This is a genomic window from Streptomyces corynorhini, from assembly GCF_003346515.1.
In the GTDB taxonomy this organism is placed as follows: Bacteria; Actinomycetota; Actinomycetes; order Streptomycetales; family Streptomycetaceae; genus Streptomyces; species Streptomyces corynorhini.
On sequence record NZ_QQNA01000104.1, the window covers coordinates 1 to 19,557 of the forward strand.

Genomic DNA, 19,557 nt, shown 5'->3' on the forward strand with positions numbered 1-19,557 from the left:
CCACCGACTCCGCCGCCCCCACCCCGGCCCACGGCACCCCCGAGGCGCCCCGCGTCGCCGTCCGGGGCGAAGCGCGACTCGAAGTCGACCCCGAACTCGCCCGCGTCACCGTCACCGTCGCCGCCCGCGGCACCGACCGCCGGGCCGCCCTCGACGACCTCACCCGGCGCAACACGCAGATCATCGCCCTGATCAAGGGCTACGGCGACGCCATCGAGAAGCTGGAGACCGGATCCTTCTCCATCACCCCAGAACTCGCCAAACACGGCCGTGGCGAGCGCGTCCGGGCCTACCACGGCCGAGTCCACCTCACCGTCGAACTCACCGACTTCACCGCCCTCGGTGAACTCACCACCCGCCTCGCCGACCACGAACTCACCCGCGTCGACGGGCCCTGGTGGTCCCTGCGCCCCGACTCCCCGGCCCACGCCACCGCCAGGCGTCAAGCCGTACGGGACGCCGTCCAGCGCGCCCGCGAATACGCCGAGGCGCTCGACGCCCGCCTCGCCGCCCTGGTCGAGCTGGCCGACCTCGGGGCGGAGAGCACCGCCGGTTACGGCATGCCGCCCGCACCCGGCTCGCCGCGCGCCCGGTCCGCGTACGGGGCGGCGGAGCAGACCGACGCGCCCGCGCTCGACCTCGAACCGCAGCGACAGCGGGTCCATGCCCAGGTCAATGCGCGATTCATCATGACCCCGCCCAAATTGAACGGCTGAACGCTCAAAGGAGCGCCCCCGCGCACAATTCAACACTTGTCAATAACCTTTCACGCGAAGGTGGTTGAGTAGTCATGCGGGACCAATTACCTACCCATCGGTAAGCTCTAGGCTCGATATATGCGCCGAGCGAAGATCGTCTGCACCCTGGGGCCAGCCACCGACTCGTACGACCAGATCAAAGCCCTGGTCGAAGCCGGAATGGACGTAGCCCGCCTCAACCTCAGCCACGGCACCTACGCCGAACACGAGGAGCGCTACCACCGCGTACGCAAAGCCGCCGAGGAAACCGGCCGCAGTGTGGGCATCCTCGCCGACCTTCAAGGCCCGAAGATCCGCCTCGGCCGCTTCCGCGAAGGCCCCGTACTCCTTGAACGCGGCGACGAATTCACCATCACCACCGAACCCCACCAGGGCGACCGTCACACCTGCTCCACCACCTACGCGGGACTCGCCGGCGACGTCACCTCCGGCGAACGCGTCCTCGTCGACGACGGCAGGGTCACCCTCGAAGTCACCTCGGTCGAAGGCCCCCGCGTCCACACCCTCGTCATCGAGGGCGGCGTGGTCTCCGACCACAAGGGGCTCAATCTCCCCGGCGTCTCCGTCTCCGTGCCCGCCCTCTCCGGCAAGGACATCGAAGACCTCCGCTGGGCCCTGCGTACCGGCGCCGACACGCTCGCCCTCTCCTTCGTACGCACCGGCTCCGACATCCACGACGTCCACCGCGTCATGGACGAGGAGGGGCGACGGCTCCCCGTCATCGCCAAGATCGAAAAACCCCAGGCCGTCGAGAACATCGCCGGCATCGTCGCCGCCTTCGACGGCATCATGGTCGCCCGCGGCGACCTCGGCGTCGAAATGCCCCTCGAACAAGTCCCGATCGTTCAGAAGCGCGCCATCAAACTCGCCAGACGCAACGCCAAACCGGTCATCGTCGCCACTCAAATGCTCGACTCGATGATCGAGAACTCCCGCCCCACCCGCGCCGAAGCCTCCGACGTCGCCAACGCCGTCATCGACGGCACCGACGCCGTCATGCTCTCCGGCGAAACCAGCGTCGGCAAATACCCCATCGGCACCGTAAAAACCATGAGCCGCATCGTGGAAGCCGCGGAAGAGGACATTCTCGCCAAAGGTCTCCCCCCGCTCACCGAGAACAACAAACCTCGCACTCAGGGCGGCGCCGTCGCCCGCGCCGCCGCCGAAATGGGCGACTTCCTCGGCGCGAAATTCCTCGTCGCCTTCACCCAGTCCGGCGACACCGTCAAACGCCTCTCCCGCTATCGCTCACCCATCTCGCTCCTCGCCTTCACCCCCGACCCCGCCACCCGCGCTCAACTCACCCTCACCTGGGGCGTCGAAGCCTTCCTCGGCCCCCACGTCGACTCCACCGACGCCATGGTCGACCAGGTCGACGACCAGCTCCTCAGGATCGGCCGCTGCGCGAAGGGCGACATCGTCGTGATCACGGCCGGTTCCCCGCCGGGGGTCGCGGGCTCCACGAACCTGGTCCGGGTCCACCACATCGGCGAGGACGACAGCCCGAAGTAGCGGAGGCGGGCAGGCGCGCCGCCTCATGGGAACACCCTGGGTGAAGCGGCGAACGCACAGGGTGCGAAAAAGCGGATGTTCACGAGAACGTGAACATCCGCTTTCTGGTCAGTACCGGGTGCGGGACTCGAACCCGCAAGCCCTCTCGGGCAGAGGTGTTTGAGACCTCCGTGTATACCGTTCCACCAACCCGGCCCGGCGATGGCAGAAGTGTACCGGGTCAGCAGACGCGGGTGCCGCTCGGTAGGCTCATGGGGAGCAGCACCCTGCCTGGAACGAGGAGCCCCCGTGACCGCCCCCGAGTCGCCCCAGCCCGTAGACGATGACGACAAGTCGCACGTCCCGCCGCTGACGACGCGAGTCGTCATCGCAGAGGACGAGGCCCTGATCCGCCTCGACCTCAAAGAGATGCTTGAGGAAGAGGGCTACTCGGTCGTCGGTGAGGCCGGAGACGGCGAGCGCGCCGTGGAGCTGGCCCGGGAGCACCGGCCGGACCTGGTCATCCTCGATGTGAAGATGCCGGTCCTGGACGGGATCTCCGCCGCCGAGAAGATCGCGGAGGAGTCCATCGCGCCCGTCCTCATGCTCACCGCGTTCTCGCAGCGCGACCTGGTGGAGCGGGCCCGGGACGCCGGGGCGATGGCGTATCTGGTGAAGCCGTTCAGCAAGAGCGACGTGGTGCCGGCCATCGAGATGGCGGTGTCGCGCTTCGCGGAGCTGCGGACGCTGGAGCGCGAGGTCGCGGATCTGTCGCAGCGGCTGGAGACGCGCAAGCTGGTGGACCGGGCGAAGTCGGTGCTGCAGACGCAGTACGGACTCTCGGAGCCCGCGGCGTTCCGGTGGATCCAGAAGACGTCGATGGACCGGCGGATGTCGATGCAGCAGGTGGCCGAGGCGGTCATCGAGGACGCGGCCGAGAAGAAGGCGACCAAGGGCCAGTAGCCCCGGGACGGCGCGTCACTCGACCGGGTGACGTATCCCCCGTGAGCGTGCCGGAATCGATCTTCGGACGTCAGAGTGATCCCTGTTCAGCGCGGAGACCGCGGTCTGCGCGCCCTGGGCGTGGGTCTGTTACGGCGACGGGAACAACCACCTGACCCGTCCCGTGCTGCTCTCCGACGGTTTTGAGACCGGCCCGAGCAGCCTGGACGGGCTCTGGGAGGGGCTGGAACGCAGGGATTTCGCGTTCGTCAGCGAGCTGCGCCGCACCGGCCGTGACCTGGTCCTGATCGGCTACGAGAACCGCAGCGCCTCGATCCTCGACAACGCCGAGGTCGCCACCAGGGCCGTGCTGCGGGCGATCGCCGAGCGGCTGGGGAACGCGCCGCTGCTGGTCGGCGGGTTCAGCATGGGCGGACTGGTCACGCGCTACGCCCTGGCCAAGCGGGAGCACGAGAACGTCGATCACCAGACGGCGGTCTATCTCTCGTTCGACACGCCGCACCGCGGCGCCTGGGTCCCGATCGGTCTCCAGGCGCTGGCGCACTTCCTCACCGCGACTCCCGCGCTGTCGCGGCAGATCAACAGCCCCGCCGCCCGGCAGCTGCTGTGGCGCCATATCTCCACGGTGGAGGGCGCACCGGCCGAGGATCCGCTGCGCACCGAGTTCCTCGACGCGTTGCGGAACGTGGGCTCATGGCCGCGGCGGCCCCGGCTGCTCGGGGTGGCCAACGGCACGGGCGACGGTCTGGGGAACGGCGTGCCGCCCGGCGTGGAGGCGTTGCAGGTCACGAGCGGCTGGTTCGCGGGGACGACTCTGTGGACGCAGTCGTCGGGTACGGCGCGACAGGTGGCCGCGACAGGTGGCGCAGTCGCAAGGGGTGCTGCGGAAGAAGACGGTGTCGACCGATGGGCTGCCCGACATCGACGGTGCGCCGGGCGGGACGCTGGAGTCGTTCGGGATCGCGGGGGACAGCCTGAAGCTGACCGGGAAGACCGAGGTGGCGCATCGGAGTGTGAACTTCGTTCCCCCGGTCAGCGCGGTGGCGATCGGGGATCTTGACAGCGATCAGAGTCTTTACCGCGATATCGACGAGACGGATCCGGGCGAGAGCGAGCTGGACGAGTTCTCGCTGTCCCCGTCGAACGAGCCGCACGCGCATATGTCGGAGGAGCTGGGGCGCTGGATTCTGGACCGATTGCCCAGCTGGCCACGGGCTCGCGGGCCGACCACGGCTGACCACGGCTGACCACGGGCTGATCGCGGGCTGATCGCGGGCTGTCCGGTCGTGGCGTCGCCGTCCTGTGGCGTCGTGCCTGCGGCGTCGTGACCTCGTGACCTCGTAGACGGCGAGAGGCCCGGTGCAGCCGCGTGGGAGCGGGTGCACCGGGCCTCTTCGCGAGGTCGCCGCCGGGGTCAGTCCTCGCCGAGGTAGGCCTTGCGCACGGATTCGTCGTGCAGGAGGTCGTCACCGCTGCCGGAGAGGACGATCTTGCCGATTTCCATGACATGGCCCTGGTCGGCGAGGGACAGGGCGGCCTGGGCGTTCTGTTCGACGAGGAGGATCGTCGTGCCCTCGGCCTTGAGTTCCACGATGGTCTGCATGATCTTCTGCATCATGATCGGGGAGAGCCCCATGGAGGGCTCGTCGAGCATGAGCAGCTTGGGCTGGGACATGAGGGCGCGGCCCATGGCGAGCATCTGCTGTTCGCCGCCGGAGAGGGTACCGGCTGCCTGCTTGCGCCGTTCGCCCAGGATCGGGAACAGCTCGTAGGCGCGCTGGATGTCTTTTTCGATACCGGCCTTGTCGGTCCGCAGGAACGCTCCGAGCTGGAGGTTCTCGGTGATCGTGAGCCGGGGGAAGATATGGCGGCCTTCGGGGGAGTGGGCGAGTCCCAGCGCCACGATCTTGTGGGCGGGGACGGCACCCAGCGGCTTTCCGTCGAAGGTGATGTGTCCGGCCGCCGGCTTGAGGAGGCCGGAGAGGGTGCGCAGGGTGGTGGTCTTGCCGGCGCCGTTGGTGCCGATGAGGGTGACGATCTGGCCCGCTTCGACGCTGAAGGAGATGCCTTTGACGGCCTCGATCTTGCCGTAGGCGACCTTGAGGTCCTCGACCTCCAGGAGTGCGGTCATTTCGCGTCCCCTTCCGTACCGGTGGTGCTGGTGGTGCTGGTGGTGCCCGGGGCGCTGGTGTGCGCGGCGTCGTCGGCCTGGGCCGCCTCGGCCGCGTTGACCTCGGCGACTTCTTCGGCGCCCGGGGCGCCTTCGAAGGGGGTGCCGAGGTAGGCGGCCACGACGCGTTCGTCGCTCTGGACGACGCTGGGGCTGCCTTCGACGAGTACTTCGCCCTGGACGAGGCAGGTGACGCGGTCGCACAGGTTGAAGATGAACCGCATGTCGTGCTCGATGACGAGGACGGCGATGCCCTGGTCGCGGATGGCGAAGATGAGTTCCTCGGCGGCCCGGGTCTCCTGCGGGTTCATGCCGGCGGTGGGCTCGTCGAGGAGGAGGAGTCCTGGCTCGCTGGCGAGGGCGCGGGCGATTTCGAGCTTGCGCTGCTCGCCGTAGGGGAGGTTGCGGGCGAGGTGGTCCCGCTTGTGGGCGAGGCCGGTGAACTCCAGGAGTTCCATGGCACGGGCTTCCGAGGCGCGTTCGGCGCGCTTGAAGCCGGGGGTGCGCAGGAGCGCCGACCAGAGCCCCTCGTTGGTGCGGGTGTGGCGGCCGACCAGGACGTTCTCCAGGACGGTCATGTTGGCGAAGAGCCGGATGTTCTGGAAGGTGCGGGCGATCCCGGCCTGGGTGACGAGGTGGGACTTGTGGGGCAGCACGTTTCCCTTGTAGGAGACGGTGCCCTCGGTGGGTATGTAGAGGCCGGTGAGACAGTTGAAGAAGGTGGTCTTGCCGGCGCCGTTGGGGCCGATGAGGCCGACGATCTCACCGCTGTTGACGCTGAGTTCGACGTCTCGTACGGCGGTGAGTCCGCCGAAGCGCATGGTGACGCCGGAGGCGTGGAGTATGGGTGTGCCGGTGGCCACGGTGGTGGTGTCGGTGGTCATGTGGGTCACACCCCCGCCTTGCTGAGGCCGATATCGCCCTTGGGCGTGTCGAGTTGGCCTGTGTCGTGGAATTCGAGCTGCTTCCTGCGGTCGGCGATGAGGCCCTCGGGGCGGAATCGCATGAGCAGGACGAGGGCGACGCCGAAGAGCAGCAGCTGGTAGTCCGACATGAACTGGAGCTTGGCCGGGATGAGGTAGAGGAGCGAGGCGCCGATGAGGGGCCCGCTGACCGTTCCCATGCCGCCGAGGATGACGGCGGCGAGGAGGAAGGCGGAGTTGGGCGGCACGGCCTCCACGAACTTGAACTGGGTGGGTGTGACGGTGGTGGTCACGTGCGCCTGTACGGTGCCGGCCATGCCGGCGAGGGTGGCACCGAGGGCGAAGGCGAGGAGCTTGAGCCGGAAGGCGTTGATGCCCATGGCCCGCGCGGCGGTCTCGTCCTCCCGGATGGCGACCCAGGCGCGGCCGATACGGGACTGGTCGGAGCGGCGGAAGACGGTCACGACGATGATCGTGAAGAACAGCATCAGCAGGTAGTAGTTGGAGAACTTGCCGAGTTCGACGCCCAGGACGGTGTGCGGTTCTCCGAGGTTGAAGCCGAAGATTTCCAGGTCCGGGATGTCGGGGATGCCGTTGGGGCCTCTGGTGATGTTGGGACCCGAGGTGCCGTCCATGTTCTGCATGGCGATACGGAAGATCTCACCGAAGCCGAGGGTGACGATGGCGAGGTAGTCGCCGTGCAACCGCAGCGTGGGTGCGCCGATGACGATGCCGAAGATGAGCGAGGCGGCGGCGCCGGCGAGTACGGCGGCCCAGAAGGGCAGGTGGATGCCGATGGTGGAGTACGACGAGCCGGAGACGAGTGCGGCGGTGTAGGCGCCGACGCCGAGGAAGGCGACGTATCCGAGGTCGAGGAGTCCCGCGAGGCCGACGACGACGTTGAGGCCGAGCGCGACGGTGGCGAAGATGAGGATGTTCGCGCCGATGGTGGCGTAGGCGTCGTTGGTCTGGGTGAACGGGAAGGCGAAGGCGGCGACGAAGGCCGCGGTCACGGTGACGTTCTTGTGTGTGGCGGTGTAGCTCGCGAGCCGTCGGTTGAGGCCCGCGCGGGAGACGGCGGTGGCGCCGAAGCAGACCATCAGCATGAAGCCGATGAAGAGTTCCGCGTACTCGGTGTCGATGCCGTAGGTGAAGATGAACAGGCCGAGGCCGAAGGAGACGGCGATGATCAGGATTTCGGCCCAGGAGGGGAGCGGCGCCGCCGGTTCGGGCGTGGGGGCCTTGAATGCCTGGGTGAACCGCTTCCAGGGGGTGACGGTCTCGATGTCGCCGTCGAGGGGGACGTCGCTGGGGAGTCCGAGGGCCGCGACCAGGGTGAGGAGCGCGGCGACCGCGGCGATGAAGCCGCCGGGTTCGAGGTTGGCGAGTCCGCCGAGGTTCACCGCGATGGCGATGATCGCGTACCAGGTGGTGGCGAAGGTGCCGAGGGCGAACAGCAGGATGGCGCTGTTCTTGCCGCCGGGGGTGAGCCAGCCGAGGCCGCGGACGCCGAAGGCGGAGAGGGTGAAGACGAGGGTGAGGAGGGCTCCGATGAGAGTGAGGACCTGGAGGCCGCCGGGGTAGCCGTTGACGGTGAGGTCGCCGGGGAATTCGGCGGTCCAGGTCCAGGCGAGGAAGGTGCTCGCGAGGGTGAGGAGGGCGCCGATGCCGGTGGCCGCGCGGGCCGTGGCGGGGGGCAGGGGAATGATCGCCGGTGTGGGCCGCGGGGCGGCCGGGGGGCTCGTCTGCTGCGCTGTCGTCGTCATGGGTGTCACGCCCTGTCCGCTACTCGTTGGCCGAGTAGGCCTTGGGGCCTCAGCAGCAGTACGAGGATGAGGAGGACGAAGGCCCACACGTCCTTCCAGGCTCCGCCGCCCAGCTGGGACATGCCGGGGATGTTCTCGATGTAGGCGGTGGCCATGGCCTCGGCGAGGCCGAGGACGAGGCCGCCGATCATGGCGCCGTAGATGTTGCCGATACCGCCGAGGACGGCGGCGGTGAACGCCTTGAGTCCGGCGATGAAGCCCATGCGGAAGTCGACGTTGCCGTAGCGCAGGCCGTGGGCGACGGCGGCGATGGCGGCGAAGGCGGCTCCGATGGCGAAGGCCGTGACGATGATGCGGTCGGTGTTGATACCCATCAGCTTGGCGGTGTCCGGGTCCTGCGAGGTGGCCTGCATGGCGCGGCCGGTGCGGGTCTTGGACACGAAGACGCCGAGGGCGATCATGCAGACGGGGGCGGCGATGAGCAGGAAGAGGTCACCGCGTCCGATGGTGAAGGCGCCGAGGTCGAAGCGGGGCCCTTCGAATTCGGGGAAGGGGCGAGCCTTCTTCGCGTCCGGGTAGAACGCCCAGATGGCCTGCTGGAGCGCGATGGACAGGCCGATCGCGGTGATGAGCGGGGCGAGTCGGGGGGCTCCGCGCAGCGGGCGGTAGGCGAAGCGTTCGGCACCCATGGCGACCAGGACGGAGCAGGCCATGGCCATGAGGATCATGACGGGCAGCGCGATCAGGAGGCTGGTGCCGGTGGGGAGGATCAGGAATGCGGTCAGCGCGCCGAAGCCGCCGATCATGAATATTTCGCCGTGGGCGAAGTTGATGAGCTGGACTATGCCATAGACCATCGTGTAACCGATTGCGATGAGTCCGTACAGCGCGCCGAGTAGCAGGCCGTTGGCAAGTTGCTGCGGCAGATCGTTCACCGCGGGGCCTCCGAGTGGGTGTTGTCAGATACGGCCGCGCGGGGGGCGTTGTGACGCCCCCCGCGCGGTCTGGGTGTACTGGTGTGTACGGGCGGTGGCCGGGTGGCCGGGTCAGCCCTCGAACTTGCCTACCTCGACGGCGACGTGCTTGCCGTCCTTGACCTCGTAGAGGGAGAGCTGCCTGTTGGTGGTGTCGCCGAACTCGTCGAAGCCGACGGAGCCGGAGACGCCGTCGAACGTGACGTCCTGGAGGGCCGCGACGACCTTCCCGCGGGCGTCCTTGCTCTCGGGCAGCTTGCCGTCGTTCCCCTCGACGACCGCCTTCACGGCCTGGATGATGGCCCAGGCGGAGTCGTAGGCGTAGCCGCCGTAGGCCTCGTAGGCGTCCTTGTAACCGGCCGCGTCGTAGTCGGCTATGAACTTCTTGGCGGTGTCGAGGGTCTCCAGGGGAGCGCCGACGGAGCTGGCGATGTCGCCCTCGGCGTTCTTCTTGGCGAGCTTGACGTACTCGGCGCTGAAGAGCGCGTCGCCGCCGACGGTGGGGATCTTGGCGCCGGCGTTCTTGATCTGGCTGGCCAGGGGGGCGCCGGCGGGGTACTCGCCGCCGTAGTAGACGAAGTCGGCCTTGGCCTCGGCGACCTTGCTCGCCACGGCCGAGAAGTCCTTGTCCTCGGGGTTGATGTGGTCGGTGCCGACCACGGTTCCGCCGAGCTTCTTGAACTCGCCGGCGAAGGTGGCGGCGAGACCGGCTCCGTAGGTCTTCTTGTCGTCGATGACGTAGACCTTCTTGAGCTTCTTCTTGTTGTACATGTACCGCGCGGCGAAGGGGCCCTGGACGGCGTCGGTTGTCGAGGTGCGGAAGTAGGTCTTGGAGCCGCGCACCTTCTTGCCGGTCTGCCAGTCCTTGCCCTGGGTGAGGGAGGGGTTGGTGTTGGCGGGCGAGACCAGGGCGAGGTTGGCGGAGTCGAAGACCTTCTGCATCGACTGGCCGACGTCGGAGTTCAGCGGGCCGACGACGCCCATGACCTTGCTGTCGCCGACGAGCTTGGTGGCGTTCTGCTGGCCGGTGGCGGCCTGGGCCACGTCGTCGAGGGGCTCGAGCTTGAAGGTGACCCCGGGGACCTCTTTGTTCTTGTTGGCGGTCTTGACGGCGAGGTCGGCGGAGTTCTTGATGCCCTGGCCGAGCGCCGAGAGGTCGCCGGAGAGCGGAGCGTCGAGGCCGATGACGACGGTGGTCGTGTCGCCGCCGCCGCTGCTGCCTCCGTCACTGTCGCCGCGGGATCCGCAGGCGGACAGTGTGAGAGCCCCTGCGGTGACCGCAGTGGTGATGATGAACAAGGAACGGTGACGCACGAGCAGTCCTCCCCTGGCACGCGGCGGCCCCTGCTGGGGCGCCGAGTCGAGCGCTGGAACCGAACTGAAGGTAATCCGGTGGCGCGGTGACTGGGCGTGACTCTAAGCGCAGGTGGGGAAGGTGTGGAGCGGTGAGAGCAGGATGTGACTGTCTTGTTATGACAAGAGTCGCATAGCCCGACCTCGCGGGTCGGGATATGGCTTTTGTGCGCCTTCCGGAATGACCGCATGCTGAGAACCCGCAGTTCCGCTAAGGGACTTGAGGGTTTTTGGTACTGACATGGCCAATCGGGCATGAAGGAGCGGGGAAGCGGGCAGCGAGGGTGTGGTTGTGGAGTGCGTGCCCGGTTTTTCGTTCACGCCGATGTTACACAGAGTGACATCGGGTGTGATGTGTGCCGTGTGGAGTGGGGCCGGGATTCATCCCTTCTGCCCGGCTCATGGGGGCACCGTAGGTGGTGTTCCCGGTGCTTACAAGAGGCGTGCGGGTAGGGGCGGCGCGGCGTGCGAACGGGCCCGGCGCGGTGTGCGCGCCGGGCCCGTGGATGCCGGTCCCCGTGGGGGATGCCGGGCCCCGTGGGGGGATGCCGGTCCCCGTGGGGGATGCCGTGACCTCGTTCCGCTTACCTGGTCTCGCCGGTCGCGGGCGCGGGGGAGTCGCGCAGCATGCAGGTGAGCCGGGCGGTGCACACCCGCTTGTCCTGCTCGTCGGTGATGACGACCTCGTACGTCGCGGTGGAGCGTCCCCGGTGGACGGGCGTGGCGACGCCCGTGACCAGTCCGCTGCGGGCGCCCCGGTGGTGGGTGCAGTTGAGGTCCACACCGACGGCGAGCTTGCCCGCGCCGCCGTGGAGCATGGCGCCCACGGAGCCGAGGGTCTCGGCGAGGACGGCGGAGGCGCCGCCGTGCAGCAGACCGTACGGCTGGGTGTTGCCCTCGACGGGCATGGTGCCGACGACGCGTTCCGGGGCGGCCTCGACGATGCGTACGCCCATCCGGGTGCCGAGGTGGCCGGCCGAGAAGAGCGAGGTCAGGTCGATGCCGAGCGCGGTGTACTCGTCGATGATCCGCTGCGGAAACTTGACGGTGGTCTGCTCACCCATGGCCCGGCTCCGATGACGTGGTGGTGTGCGTGCTGTTGCCGCTGTGCCCGCTGTGCCCGTTGTTCCGGGAGTCCTCGGTGACGCGTCGGCCCGGCTCGAAGCGGACCACGACGGATTTGCTGGCCGGTGTGTTGCTGGTGTCGGCCGTGGCGCCGAGCGGGACGAGCACATTGGTCTCGGGGTAGTAGGCGGCGGCGCAGCCGCGCGCGGTGGGGTAGTGGACGACGCGGAAGCCGGGGGCGCGGCGCTCGACGCCGTCCTTCCACTCGCTGACGAGGTCGGTGTAGGAGCCGTCGGCCAGGTCGAGTTCGGCGGCGTCCCGCGCGTTGACGAGGACGACGCGGCGGCCGTCCTTGATGCCCCGGTAGCGGTCGTCCAAACCGTAGATGGTGGTGTTGTACTGGTCGTGCGAGCGCAGGGTCTGCAGCAGGAGGCGGCCTTCCGGCAGGGCCGGGAACTCGACGGGCGCCGCTGTGAAGTTGGCCTTGCCGGTGGCGGTCGGGAAGCGGCGTTCGTCGCGGGGCGCGTGCGGCAGGGCGAAGCCGCCGGGGCGCGCGACGCGGGCGTTGAAGTCCTCGAAGCCGGGGATGACGCGGGCGATGCGGTCGCGGATGCGCGCGTAGTCCTTCTCGAACTCCTCCCAGGGGGTGCGGGAGGCGGGGCCGAGGGTGGCGCGGGCGAGCCGGGCGACGATGGCGGGTTCGGAGAGCAGACGGGGGCTCGCGGGCGGGAGGTTGCCGCGCGAGGCGTGCACCATGCCCATGGAGTCCTCGACGGTCACGACCTGCCGGCCGCCCGCCTGGACGTCCTTGTCGGTACGGCCCAGGGTGGGCAGGATCAGCGCGCGGGCGCCGGTGACGGCGTGCGACCGGTTGAGCTTGGTCGATACGTGCACGGTGAGGCGGGCGCGGCGCATCGCGGCCTCGGTGACGGTCGTGTCGGGGGTCGCCGCGACGAAGTTGCCGCCCATGGCGAAGAAGACCTTGGCCTTGCCGTCGCGCAGGGCTTCGATGGACCGTACGACGTCGTACCCGTGGTGGCGGGGCGAGGTGATCCCGAATTCCTTGTCGAGGGCGTCGAGGAAGGCGGGGGCGGGCCGTTCGAAGATGCCCATGGTGCGGTCGCCCTGGACGTTGGAGTGGCCGCGTACCGGGCAGACGCCCGCGCCGGGGCGGCCGATGTTGCCGCGCAGCAGGAGGAAGTTGACGACTTCGCGGATGGTCGGCACGGAGTGCTTGTGCTGGGTCAGCCCCATGGCCCAGCAGACGATGGTGCGCTCGGACGCGAGGACCAGGGCCAGGGCCTGTTCGATGTGGCCGCGGTCCAGGCCGGTGGCGGCGAGGGTCTCGTCCCAGTCGGCGTCTTTGGCGGCCGTGGTGAACTCGTCGTAGCCGTGGGTGTGTTCGCGTACGAAGGCGTCGTCGACGGCGCCGGGTGTCTCCAGGATCAACTTGTTGAGCAGGCGGAAGAGGGCCTGGTCGCCGCCGATGCGGATCTGGAGGAAGAGGTCGGTGAGCGCGGCGCCCCTGATCATGCCCTGCGGCGTCTGGGGGTTCTTGAAGCGCTCCAGACCGGCTTCGGGCAGCGGGTTGACCGAGATGATCTTCGCCCCGGCCGCTTTGGCCTTCTCCAGCGCGGAGAGCATCCGGGGGTGGTTGGTGCCGGGGTTCTGCCCGGCGACGATGATCAGATCGGCCTGGTGGAGATCTTCGAGGGAGACGCTGCCCTTGCCGATGCCGATGGTCTCCGAGAGCGCCGAGCCGGAAGACTCGTGGCACATGTTGGAGCAGTCGGGCAGGTTGTTCGTGCCGTACTCGCGGGCGAACAGCTGGAGGAGGAACGCGGCTTCGTTGCTGGTGCGGCCCGAGGTGTAGAAGAGGGCTTCGTCGGGGGAGGCGAGCGCGGTCAGCTCCTCGGCGATGATCGCGAAGGCGCGCTCCCAGCTCACGGGGGTGTAGTGGTCGGCGGCACCGCCCTCGGCGTCGCGCTCCAGCAGCATCGGCTCCGTGATGCGCCCCTGCTGTCCGAGCCAGTAGCCGCTGCGGGTGGCGAGGTCGGAGACGGGGTGCGCGGCGAAGAACTCCGGGGTGACCCGGCGCAGGGTCGCCTCTTCGGCGACGGCCTTGGCACCGTTCTCGCAGAACTCCGCGGTGTGCCGGTGGTCGCCCTCGGGCCAGGCGCAGCCGGGGCAGTCGAAGCCGTTCTTCTGGTTGACCTTGAGCAGGGTCCTCGCGGTGCGCATCACGCCCATCTGTTCCTGGGCGATCTTGAGGGTGTGCGCGATGGCGGGGAGTCCCGCGGCGGCGTGTTGGGGGGCCGCGACGCGGGGGGCGTCCTGGACCGGATCTCCTGCGGGCGGCTTGGTGGCCATCGCGCTCTCCTTCGGGCCTGTGCGCTGCGTGTACGTTCCGTATCCGTGGTTCGCACCCGTATACGTACCCGATCCTGTCACGGGTCACCGGTGAGGGGCACCGGGGCGGGGCGGGTGACGGGTGCGGGGCGGTCGGCGGGGCGGTGCGGTGCGGTCCGTCGGTCCGGATTGTCAGTGGGGCGTGGCAGGATCGGGTACGTGGCTGAGACAGCATCGAAGAAGACCGCAGACAACCGTCCTCGCCTGCTCCTCATGGACGGGCACTCCTTGGCGTACCGGGCGTTCTTCGCGCTGCCCGCGGAGAATTTCACGACGGCGACGGGCCAGCCGACGAACGCCATCTACGGCTTCGCGTCGATGCTGGCGAATACGTTGCGTGACGAGGCGCCCACGCATTTCGCCGTCGCGTTCGACGTGTCGCGCAAGACCTGGCGTTCCGAGGAGTTCCCGGAGTACAAGGCGAACAGATCGAAGACGCCCGACGAGTTCAAGGGGCAGGTCGAGCTGATCGGTGAGCTGCTGGACGCGATGAGCGCGGACCGCTTCGCGATCGACGGCTTCGAGGCGGACGACGTGATCGCCACGCTCGCCACCCAGGCGGAGGCCGCCGGGTTCGAAGTGCTGATCGTCACGGGGGACCGGGACTCGTTCCAGCTGATCAGCGAGCACACGACGGTGCTGTATCCGACGAAGGGCGTCTCGGAGCTGACCCGTTTCACCCCCGAGAAGGTCCAGGAGAAGTACGGGCTGACGCCGGCGCAGTATCCCGACTTCGCCGCGCTGCGCGGCGACCCGTCGGACAATCTGCCCGGCATCCCGGGGGTCGGGGAGAAGACCGCCGCGAAGTGGATCAATCAGTTCGGTTCGTTCGACGAGCTGGTCGCGCGCGCCGACGAGGTGAAGGGCAAGGCCGGGCAGAACTTCCGCGATCACCTGGAGTCGGTCAAGCTCAACCGGCGGCTCACGGAGATGGTGCGTGATGTCGCGCTGCCCAAGACGCCGCGGGAGCTGGAGCGCGCGCCGTACGACCGCGCGGCGGTGACCGGCGTGCTGGAGGTCCTGGAGATCCGCAACCCGAGCCTGCGCGAGCGGCTGCTCGCGGTGGACCCCGGAGCGGTGGCCGAGGAGGCTCCGGCGCCCGCCGCCGGTGTCGAGCTGGACGGCAAGGTCCTGGAGTCGGGCGAGCTGGCGCCCTGGCTGGCCGAGCACGGCGCGCAGCCGCTGGGCGTGGCGACGGTCGACGCCTGGTCGCTCGGTACCGGCAGCGTGGCCGAGGTCGCGCTGGCGGCGGCCGGGGGCGCCGCGGCCTGGTTCGACCCCACGCGGCTGGACGAGCCGGACGAGCGGGCGTTCGCGCGCTGGCTCGCCGATCCGCGGCACCCGAAGGTCATGCACAACGCGAAGGGCGCCATGCGCGTCGCGCCCGAGCACGGCTGGCGGGTCGACGGGGTCACGATGGACACCGCGCTGGCCGCCTACCTGGTCAAGCCGGGCCGGCGCTCGTTCGCCCTGGACGCCCTGGCGATCGAGTACCTCGGCCGTGAGCTGGCGCCCGCCGCCTCCGCCGACGGGCAGCTGGCCTTCGGCGGCGACGAACAGGCCGAGGCCGACGCGCTGATGAGCGAGGCCCGCGCCGTCCTCGACCTGGGCGGGGCGTTCACGGAGCGGCTGGGCGAGGTCGGGGCCTCTGAGCTGCTGCACGAGGTGGAGCTGCCCACCTCGGCGCTGCTGGCCAGGCTGGAGCGCCACGGCATCGCCGCCGACCGGGCCCATCTGGAGGCCATGGAGGGGCAGTTCGCGGGGGCGGTGCAGCAGGCCGTGAAGGAGGCCCACGCCGCGGTGGGGCACGAGTTCAACCTCGGGTCGCCCAAGCAGCTCCAGGAAGTCCTCTTCGGCGAGCTGGGACTGCCCAGGACGAAGAAGACCAAGACGGGCTACACGACGGACGCGGACGCGCTGGCCTGGCTCGCCGCCAAGACCGAGCACGAGCTGCCGGTCATCATGTTGCGCCACCGCGAGCAGGCGAAGCTGCGGGTCACGGTCGAGGGCCTGATCAAGTCGATCGCCGAGGACGGCCGTATCCACACGACGTTCAACCAGACGGTGGCGGCGACGGGCCGGCTCTCCTCCACCGATCCGAACCTCCAGAACATCCCGGTGCGCACCGACGAGGGCCGGGCCATCCGACGCGGCTTCGTCGTCGGCGCGGGCTACGAGTCGCTGATGACGGCGGACTACAGCCAGATCGAGCTGCGCGTGATGGCCCACCTCTCCGAGGACGCGGGCCTGATCGAGGCGTTCACCTCCGGCGAGGACCTGCACACCACGGTGGCCTCGCAGGTGTTCGGAGTGGAGAAGTCGGCCGTCGATCCGGAGATGCGCCGCAAGATCAAGGCGATGTCGTACGGACTGGCCTACGGGCTCTCGGCGTTCGGTCTCTCCCAGCAGCTGAACATCGAGGCGGGCGAGGCCCGCGCGCTGATGGACACCTTCTTCGAGCGCTTCGGCGGGGTGCGGGACTATCTGCAGCGCGCCGTGGTGGAGGCCAGGGCCACCGGCTACACGGAGACGATGCTCGGCCGCCGCCGCTATCTGCCCGACCTCAACAGCGACAACCGCCAGCGGCGCGAGATGGCGGAGCGGATGGCACTCAACGCGCCCATCCAGGGCACCGCCGCGGACATCGTCAAGGTCGCCATGCTGAAGGTGGACCGGGCGATGACCGAGGCCGGTCTGACCTCCCGGATGCTGCTCCAGGTCCATGACGAAATCGTCCTGGAGATCGCCCCGGGCGAGCGGGAGCGGGTGGAGGAGCTGCTGCGCCGGGAGATGCCGAGCGCGGTCGAGCTGCGGGCGCCGCTGGATGTCTCGGTGGGCGTCGGCGCGGACTGGGAGTCGGCGGCGCACTGACCGGAAATCGCCTTGCGGGAAGCCCGGGTGCGACAGGGCTTCCCGCAACCGGGCGACGTCCAGGTGGCGAACTGGTGAAAGCCGGGCACCGACCCGTGTGCCGGGGCCAGGAGTTGACATAGGGTCGCCTGAGTCCTCGCGCGGGGAGCGCGAACAGCCACCACGGGGAGGGGCCCAGACCATGGCAGCGCTATTCGGCAGTCGACTGCGCAAAGGAGCGACGACCACCGCCGTGGCCGCCGTCGCGATCGCGGCGCTCTCGGCCTCGCAGGCACCGGGCGCCCTCCCCGTCGACGCGGGGGGCAGCCACGCGGCCGATGTGACGCCGCCGCCCGGGACACCGGTGTCGGGCAACTCCTCGTACTACACGGAACTTCCGCCGCTGACGACGCCCGACAAGCCGGGCACCTCGGTGGACCTCCCGGGTACGGGGACGGCGGTGGCCGCGGCCGAGGCGGACATACCGGCCACGGTGCTCTCCGCGTACCAGCGCGCCGAGCAGACCGTCGCGGAGACCAGGCCCGGCTGCAATCTGCCCTGGCAGCTGCTCGCCGCGATCGGCAAGGTCGAGTCGGGCCACGCGCGCGACGGCCAGGTCGACGACAACGGCACCACCCTCGCGCCGATCCTCGGCCCGGTGCTCAACGGTGTCGGATTCGCCAACATCTCCGACACCGACAACGGCGAGTTCGACGGCGACGCGAAGCACGACCGCGCCGTCGGTCCCATGCAGTTCATCCCCTCGACCTGGCGCACCTGGGGCAAGGACGGCAACGGCGACGGCGTCAAGGACCCCAACAACATCTTCGACGCGGCGCTGGCCGCCGCGTACTACCTGTGCGCGGGACAGCGTGATCTCTCCATCGACGAGGACCTGCACCGGGCGATCCTCGGCTACAACCACTCCCGTGAGTATCTGAACACGGTCCTGAGCTGGTTCCAGTACTACAAGAAGGGTGCGTACGAGACGCCGGTCGGCACCGGCACGGTGCCCGTGTCCACCGGCCCGCTCTCCCCGTCGGCATCGCCGACCGTCACCGCCCCCAGCACGCCCGGCACGCCGAAGCCGAGCGGGTCCCCGAGCACCGGCCCGAAGACCAGCCCCAGCCCGAGCCCCTCGCCCGACAAGCCCGGCACCTCCCCCGGCACCTCGAAGCCGACCCGGCCCGGCGGCGGTACGACCAGCCCCTCCCCGGGCGACTCCGGGAGCCCCACCACCCCGGCCCCCAAGCCGGTCGCCACGCGGATCGAGAAGACCGGGACGGCGCCGCTGACCGCCGTCGCGGGCAGCCGCTTCGCCCAGCAGGCGGCCGTGCGCACCGTGGACGCGGCCGGCAAGCCGGTGGCCAAGACGGTCGTCAGGTTCGAGATCGTCGGCGACACCGACGCCCGGTTCGTGACGGGCCTGACCACCTCGGTGGACGTCACCGGCGTGACGGGCACGGCGAGCGCACCGGCCCTCCAGGCGGGTGAGCGCACGGGCGACTTCACGATCCGGGCGACCGCCGTCGTGCCCGGCGTCGCCCCCGTCGACTTCGCCGCGAGCGTCACGGCCCGCCGGGCGGACGCCCTCGCCAGGACCACGACACAGGAACTCACGGCGGCGCCCGGTACGGAGTTCGCCTCCCCGGTCGAGGTCAAGGCCACCTACCAGGGGGCCGCCGCCGGTCAGGTGGCGGTGAGCGCGGCGGTGATCACGTCCGCGACCGACGCCACGGCGCCCGCGGCCGGGCCCTACTTCAAGGACGCGAACGGCGCCGCGCTGCGGACGCTCACCGAGCTGAGGACCGACGCCGACGGCGTCCTCCGGCTCCCCGGGCTCTACGCGGCCGACGCGGCGGGCACCTATCTGCTCCGCCTCGAAACCGAGGGCGGCGCCACGCTCACCATCGAGCTGAAGGTCGCCTGACCCGCACGCGGTACCGGCCCCGCCCCGCCCCGACCGGTTGACCGGCCGGGGCGGCACGGCGCACGCCCCCGACGGTCAGCGTCGGCTGTTCAGACGCCGCGTCGCCACCGCCGTCGACGGATCCTCCGGCCACGGATGGCGCGGGTAGCGGCCCCGCAGCTCCGCCCGTACGGCCCGGTAGCCGTCCTGCCAGAACGACGCCAGGTCGGCCGTCACCGCGGCCGGGCGCCCCGCCGGGGACAGCAGATGCACCAGCACGGGAACGCCCGCCTCGCCCGCCACCCTCGGCGTCTGACGCAACCCGAACAACTCCTGGAGCTTCACCGCCAGTACGGGCTGCGGCCCGCCGTACTCCACCCGGATGCGCGATCCGCTGGGCACCTCGATACGTTCCGGAGCCAGCTCGTCCAGCCGCGCGGCCTCACCGGTCGCCCAGGGCAGCAGCCGCGTCAGCGCCTGCCCCGCCTCCAGCCGGGCCAGATCCGCGCGGCGGCGGGCCCGCGACAGCTCCGGCTCCAGCCACGCGTCGGCGCGCTCCACCAGCGCCGCGTCCGAGACATCCGGCCAGCCGCCCCCCAGCTCCCGGTGGAGAAACCCGAGACGCTCACGCAGCGCCCGCGCCTCCCGCGTCCAGCGCAGCAACTCCGGCCCCTCGGCGCGCAACCCGTCCAGCAGGGCGGCCCGCACCAGCTCCGGAGCGGGCACCTTCAGGGCGCGCGCCGACAGCTCGACCGCGCCGAGCCGCTCCACCCGCCTGGCCACCACCTCGCCCGCCTCCCAGCGGACCTCCTCGCCCGCCACCCGCAGCCGCCCGGCACCCTCCCGCGCCGTGTCCTCGTCGATGACGGCGGCCAGCCGGATGCGCGCCGAAGGGGCACCGGCGGGCCGCCGTCATCGACGAGGAC

At 69.9% G+C, this 19,557-nt stretch carries 13 protein-coding genes, 1 tRNA gene and 1 pseudogene; 6 read left to right on the forward strand and 9 right to left on the reverse strand.

Annotation, left to right across the window (positions count from 1 at the left end):
• Positions 1 to 716, forward strand: a 716-nt coding sequence (locus DVH02_RS14860) for an SIMPL domain-containing protein (protein WP_147286060.1), incomplete at its 5' end; no start/stop codon positions are given.
• A 120-nt stretch (positions 717 to 836) separates the two neighbouring features.
• Positions 837 to 2,270, forward strand: a complete 1,434-nt coding sequence (pyk, locus tag DVH02_RS14865; protein WP_114624295.1) for a pyruvate kinase — start codon at positions 837 to 839, stop codon at positions 2,268 to 2,270.
• A 112-nt stretch (positions 2,271 to 2,382) separates the two neighbouring features.
• Here the strand turns inward: pyk and DVH02_RS14870 are convergent.
• Positions 2,383 to 2,465, reverse strand: a tRNA-Leu gene (locus tag DVH02_RS14870).
• A gap of 93 nt (positions 2,466 to 2,558) precedes the next feature.
• Between DVH02_RS14870 and DVH02_RS14875 the strand changes: the two genes are divergently transcribed.
• Both DVH02_RS14875 and DVH02_RS14880 read left to right on the forward strand, forming a co-directional pair.
• Positions 2,559 to 3,212, forward strand: coding sequence for an ANTAR domain-containing response regulator (locus DVH02_RS14875; protein ID WP_114624296.1), 654 nt, complete (start codon positions 2,559 to 2,561; stop codon positions 3,210 to 3,212).
• A gap of 163 nt (positions 3,213 to 3,375) precedes the next feature.
• Entirely contained in the window at positions 3,376 to 4,272 is an 897-nt protein-coding gene (locus tag DVH02_RS14880; RefSeq protein WP_114624297.1) for an esterase/lipase family protein, read from the forward strand.
• Between the two features lie 354 nt (positions 4,273 to 4,626).
• Here the strand turns inward: DVH02_RS14880 and DVH02_RS14890 are convergent, their stop codons facing one another.
• The 7 genes from DVH02_RS14890 to DVH02_RS14920 form a co-directional block, all read right to left on the reverse strand.
• The gene (locus DVH02_RS14890) at positions 4,627 to 5,343 is read right to left on the reverse strand and encodes an ABC transporter ATP-binding protein (protein WP_114624299.1); all 717 of its coding nucleotides are present in this window, start codon (positions 5,341 to 5,343) and stop codon (positions 4,627 to 4,629) included.
• Positions 5,340 to 6,266 carry an ABC transporter ATP-binding protein gene (locus DVH02_RS36745; RefSeq protein ID WP_114624307.1) on the reverse strand — a complete coding sequence of 309 codons (927 nt, stop codon included), beginning with the start codon at positions 6,264 to 6,266 and terminating at the stop codon, positions 5,340 to 5,342. The genes DVH02_RS14890 and DVH02_RS36745 overlap by 4 nt, the downstream gene beginning before the upstream one ends.
• 5 nt (positions 6,267 to 6,271) lie before the next feature.
• Positions 6,272 to 8,071, reverse strand: a complete 1,800-nt coding sequence (locus DVH02_RS14900; RefSeq protein ID WP_114624300.1) for a branched-chain amino acid ABC transporter permease — start codon at positions 8,069 to 8,071, stop codon at positions 6,272 to 6,274.
• A gap of 5 nt (positions 8,072 to 8,076) precedes the next feature.
• Positions 8,077 to 9,006, reverse strand: coding sequence for a branched-chain amino acid ABC transporter permease (locus tag DVH02_RS14905; RefSeq protein ID WP_114624301.1), 930 nt, complete (start codon positions 9,004 to 9,006; stop codon positions 8,077 to 8,079).
• 111 nt (positions 9,007 to 9,117) lie between these two features.
• Positions 9,118 to 10,359, reverse strand: coding sequence for a branched-chain amino acid ABC transporter substrate-binding protein (locus DVH02_RS14910; RefSeq protein ID WP_114624302.1), 1,242 nt, complete (start codon positions 10,357 to 10,359; stop codon positions 9,118 to 9,120).
• Between the two features lie 623 nt (positions 10,360 to 10,982).
• Positions 10,983 to 11,462, reverse strand: coding sequence for a PaaI family thioesterase (locus tag DVH02_RS14915; protein ID WP_114624303.1), 480 nt, complete (start codon positions 11,460 to 11,462; stop codon positions 10,983 to 10,985).
• Positions 11,455 to 13,833 (reverse strand): FdhF/YdeP family oxidoreductase, encoded by a 2,379-nt coding sequence (locus tag DVH02_RS14920; RefSeq protein ID WP_114624304.1) that lies wholly within the window; start codon positions 13,831 to 13,833, stop codon positions 11,455 to 11,457. The genes DVH02_RS14915 and DVH02_RS14920 overlap by 8 nt, the downstream gene beginning before the upstream one ends.
• Before the next feature lie 198 nt (positions 13,834 to 14,031).
• Between DVH02_RS14920 and polA the strand changes: the two genes are divergently transcribed.
• Positions 14,032 to 16,743 (forward strand): DNA polymerase I, encoded by a 2,712-nt coding sequence (gene polA / locus DVH02_RS14925; protein ID WP_114624305.1) that lies wholly within the window; start codon positions 14,032 to 14,034, stop codon positions 16,741 to 16,743.
• 181 nt (positions 16,744 to 16,924) lie between these two features.
• A complete protein-coding gene (locus DVH02_RS14930) occupies positions 16,925 to 18,652 on the forward strand; it encodes a lytic transglycosylase domain-containing protein (RefSeq protein WP_114624306.1) in 1,728 nt (575 codons plus the stop codon).
• 75 nt (positions 18,653 to 18,727) lie between these two features.
• On the opposite strand, the pseudogene DVH02_RS14935 reads toward DVH02_RS14930, so the two are convergent.
• A pseudogene (locus DVH02_RS14935) lies at positions 18,728 to 19,540 on the reverse strand (ATP-dependent helicase C-terminal domain-containing protein); the annotation flags it as partial.
• Between the last annotated feature and the right edge of the window lie 17 nt (positions 19,541 to 19,557).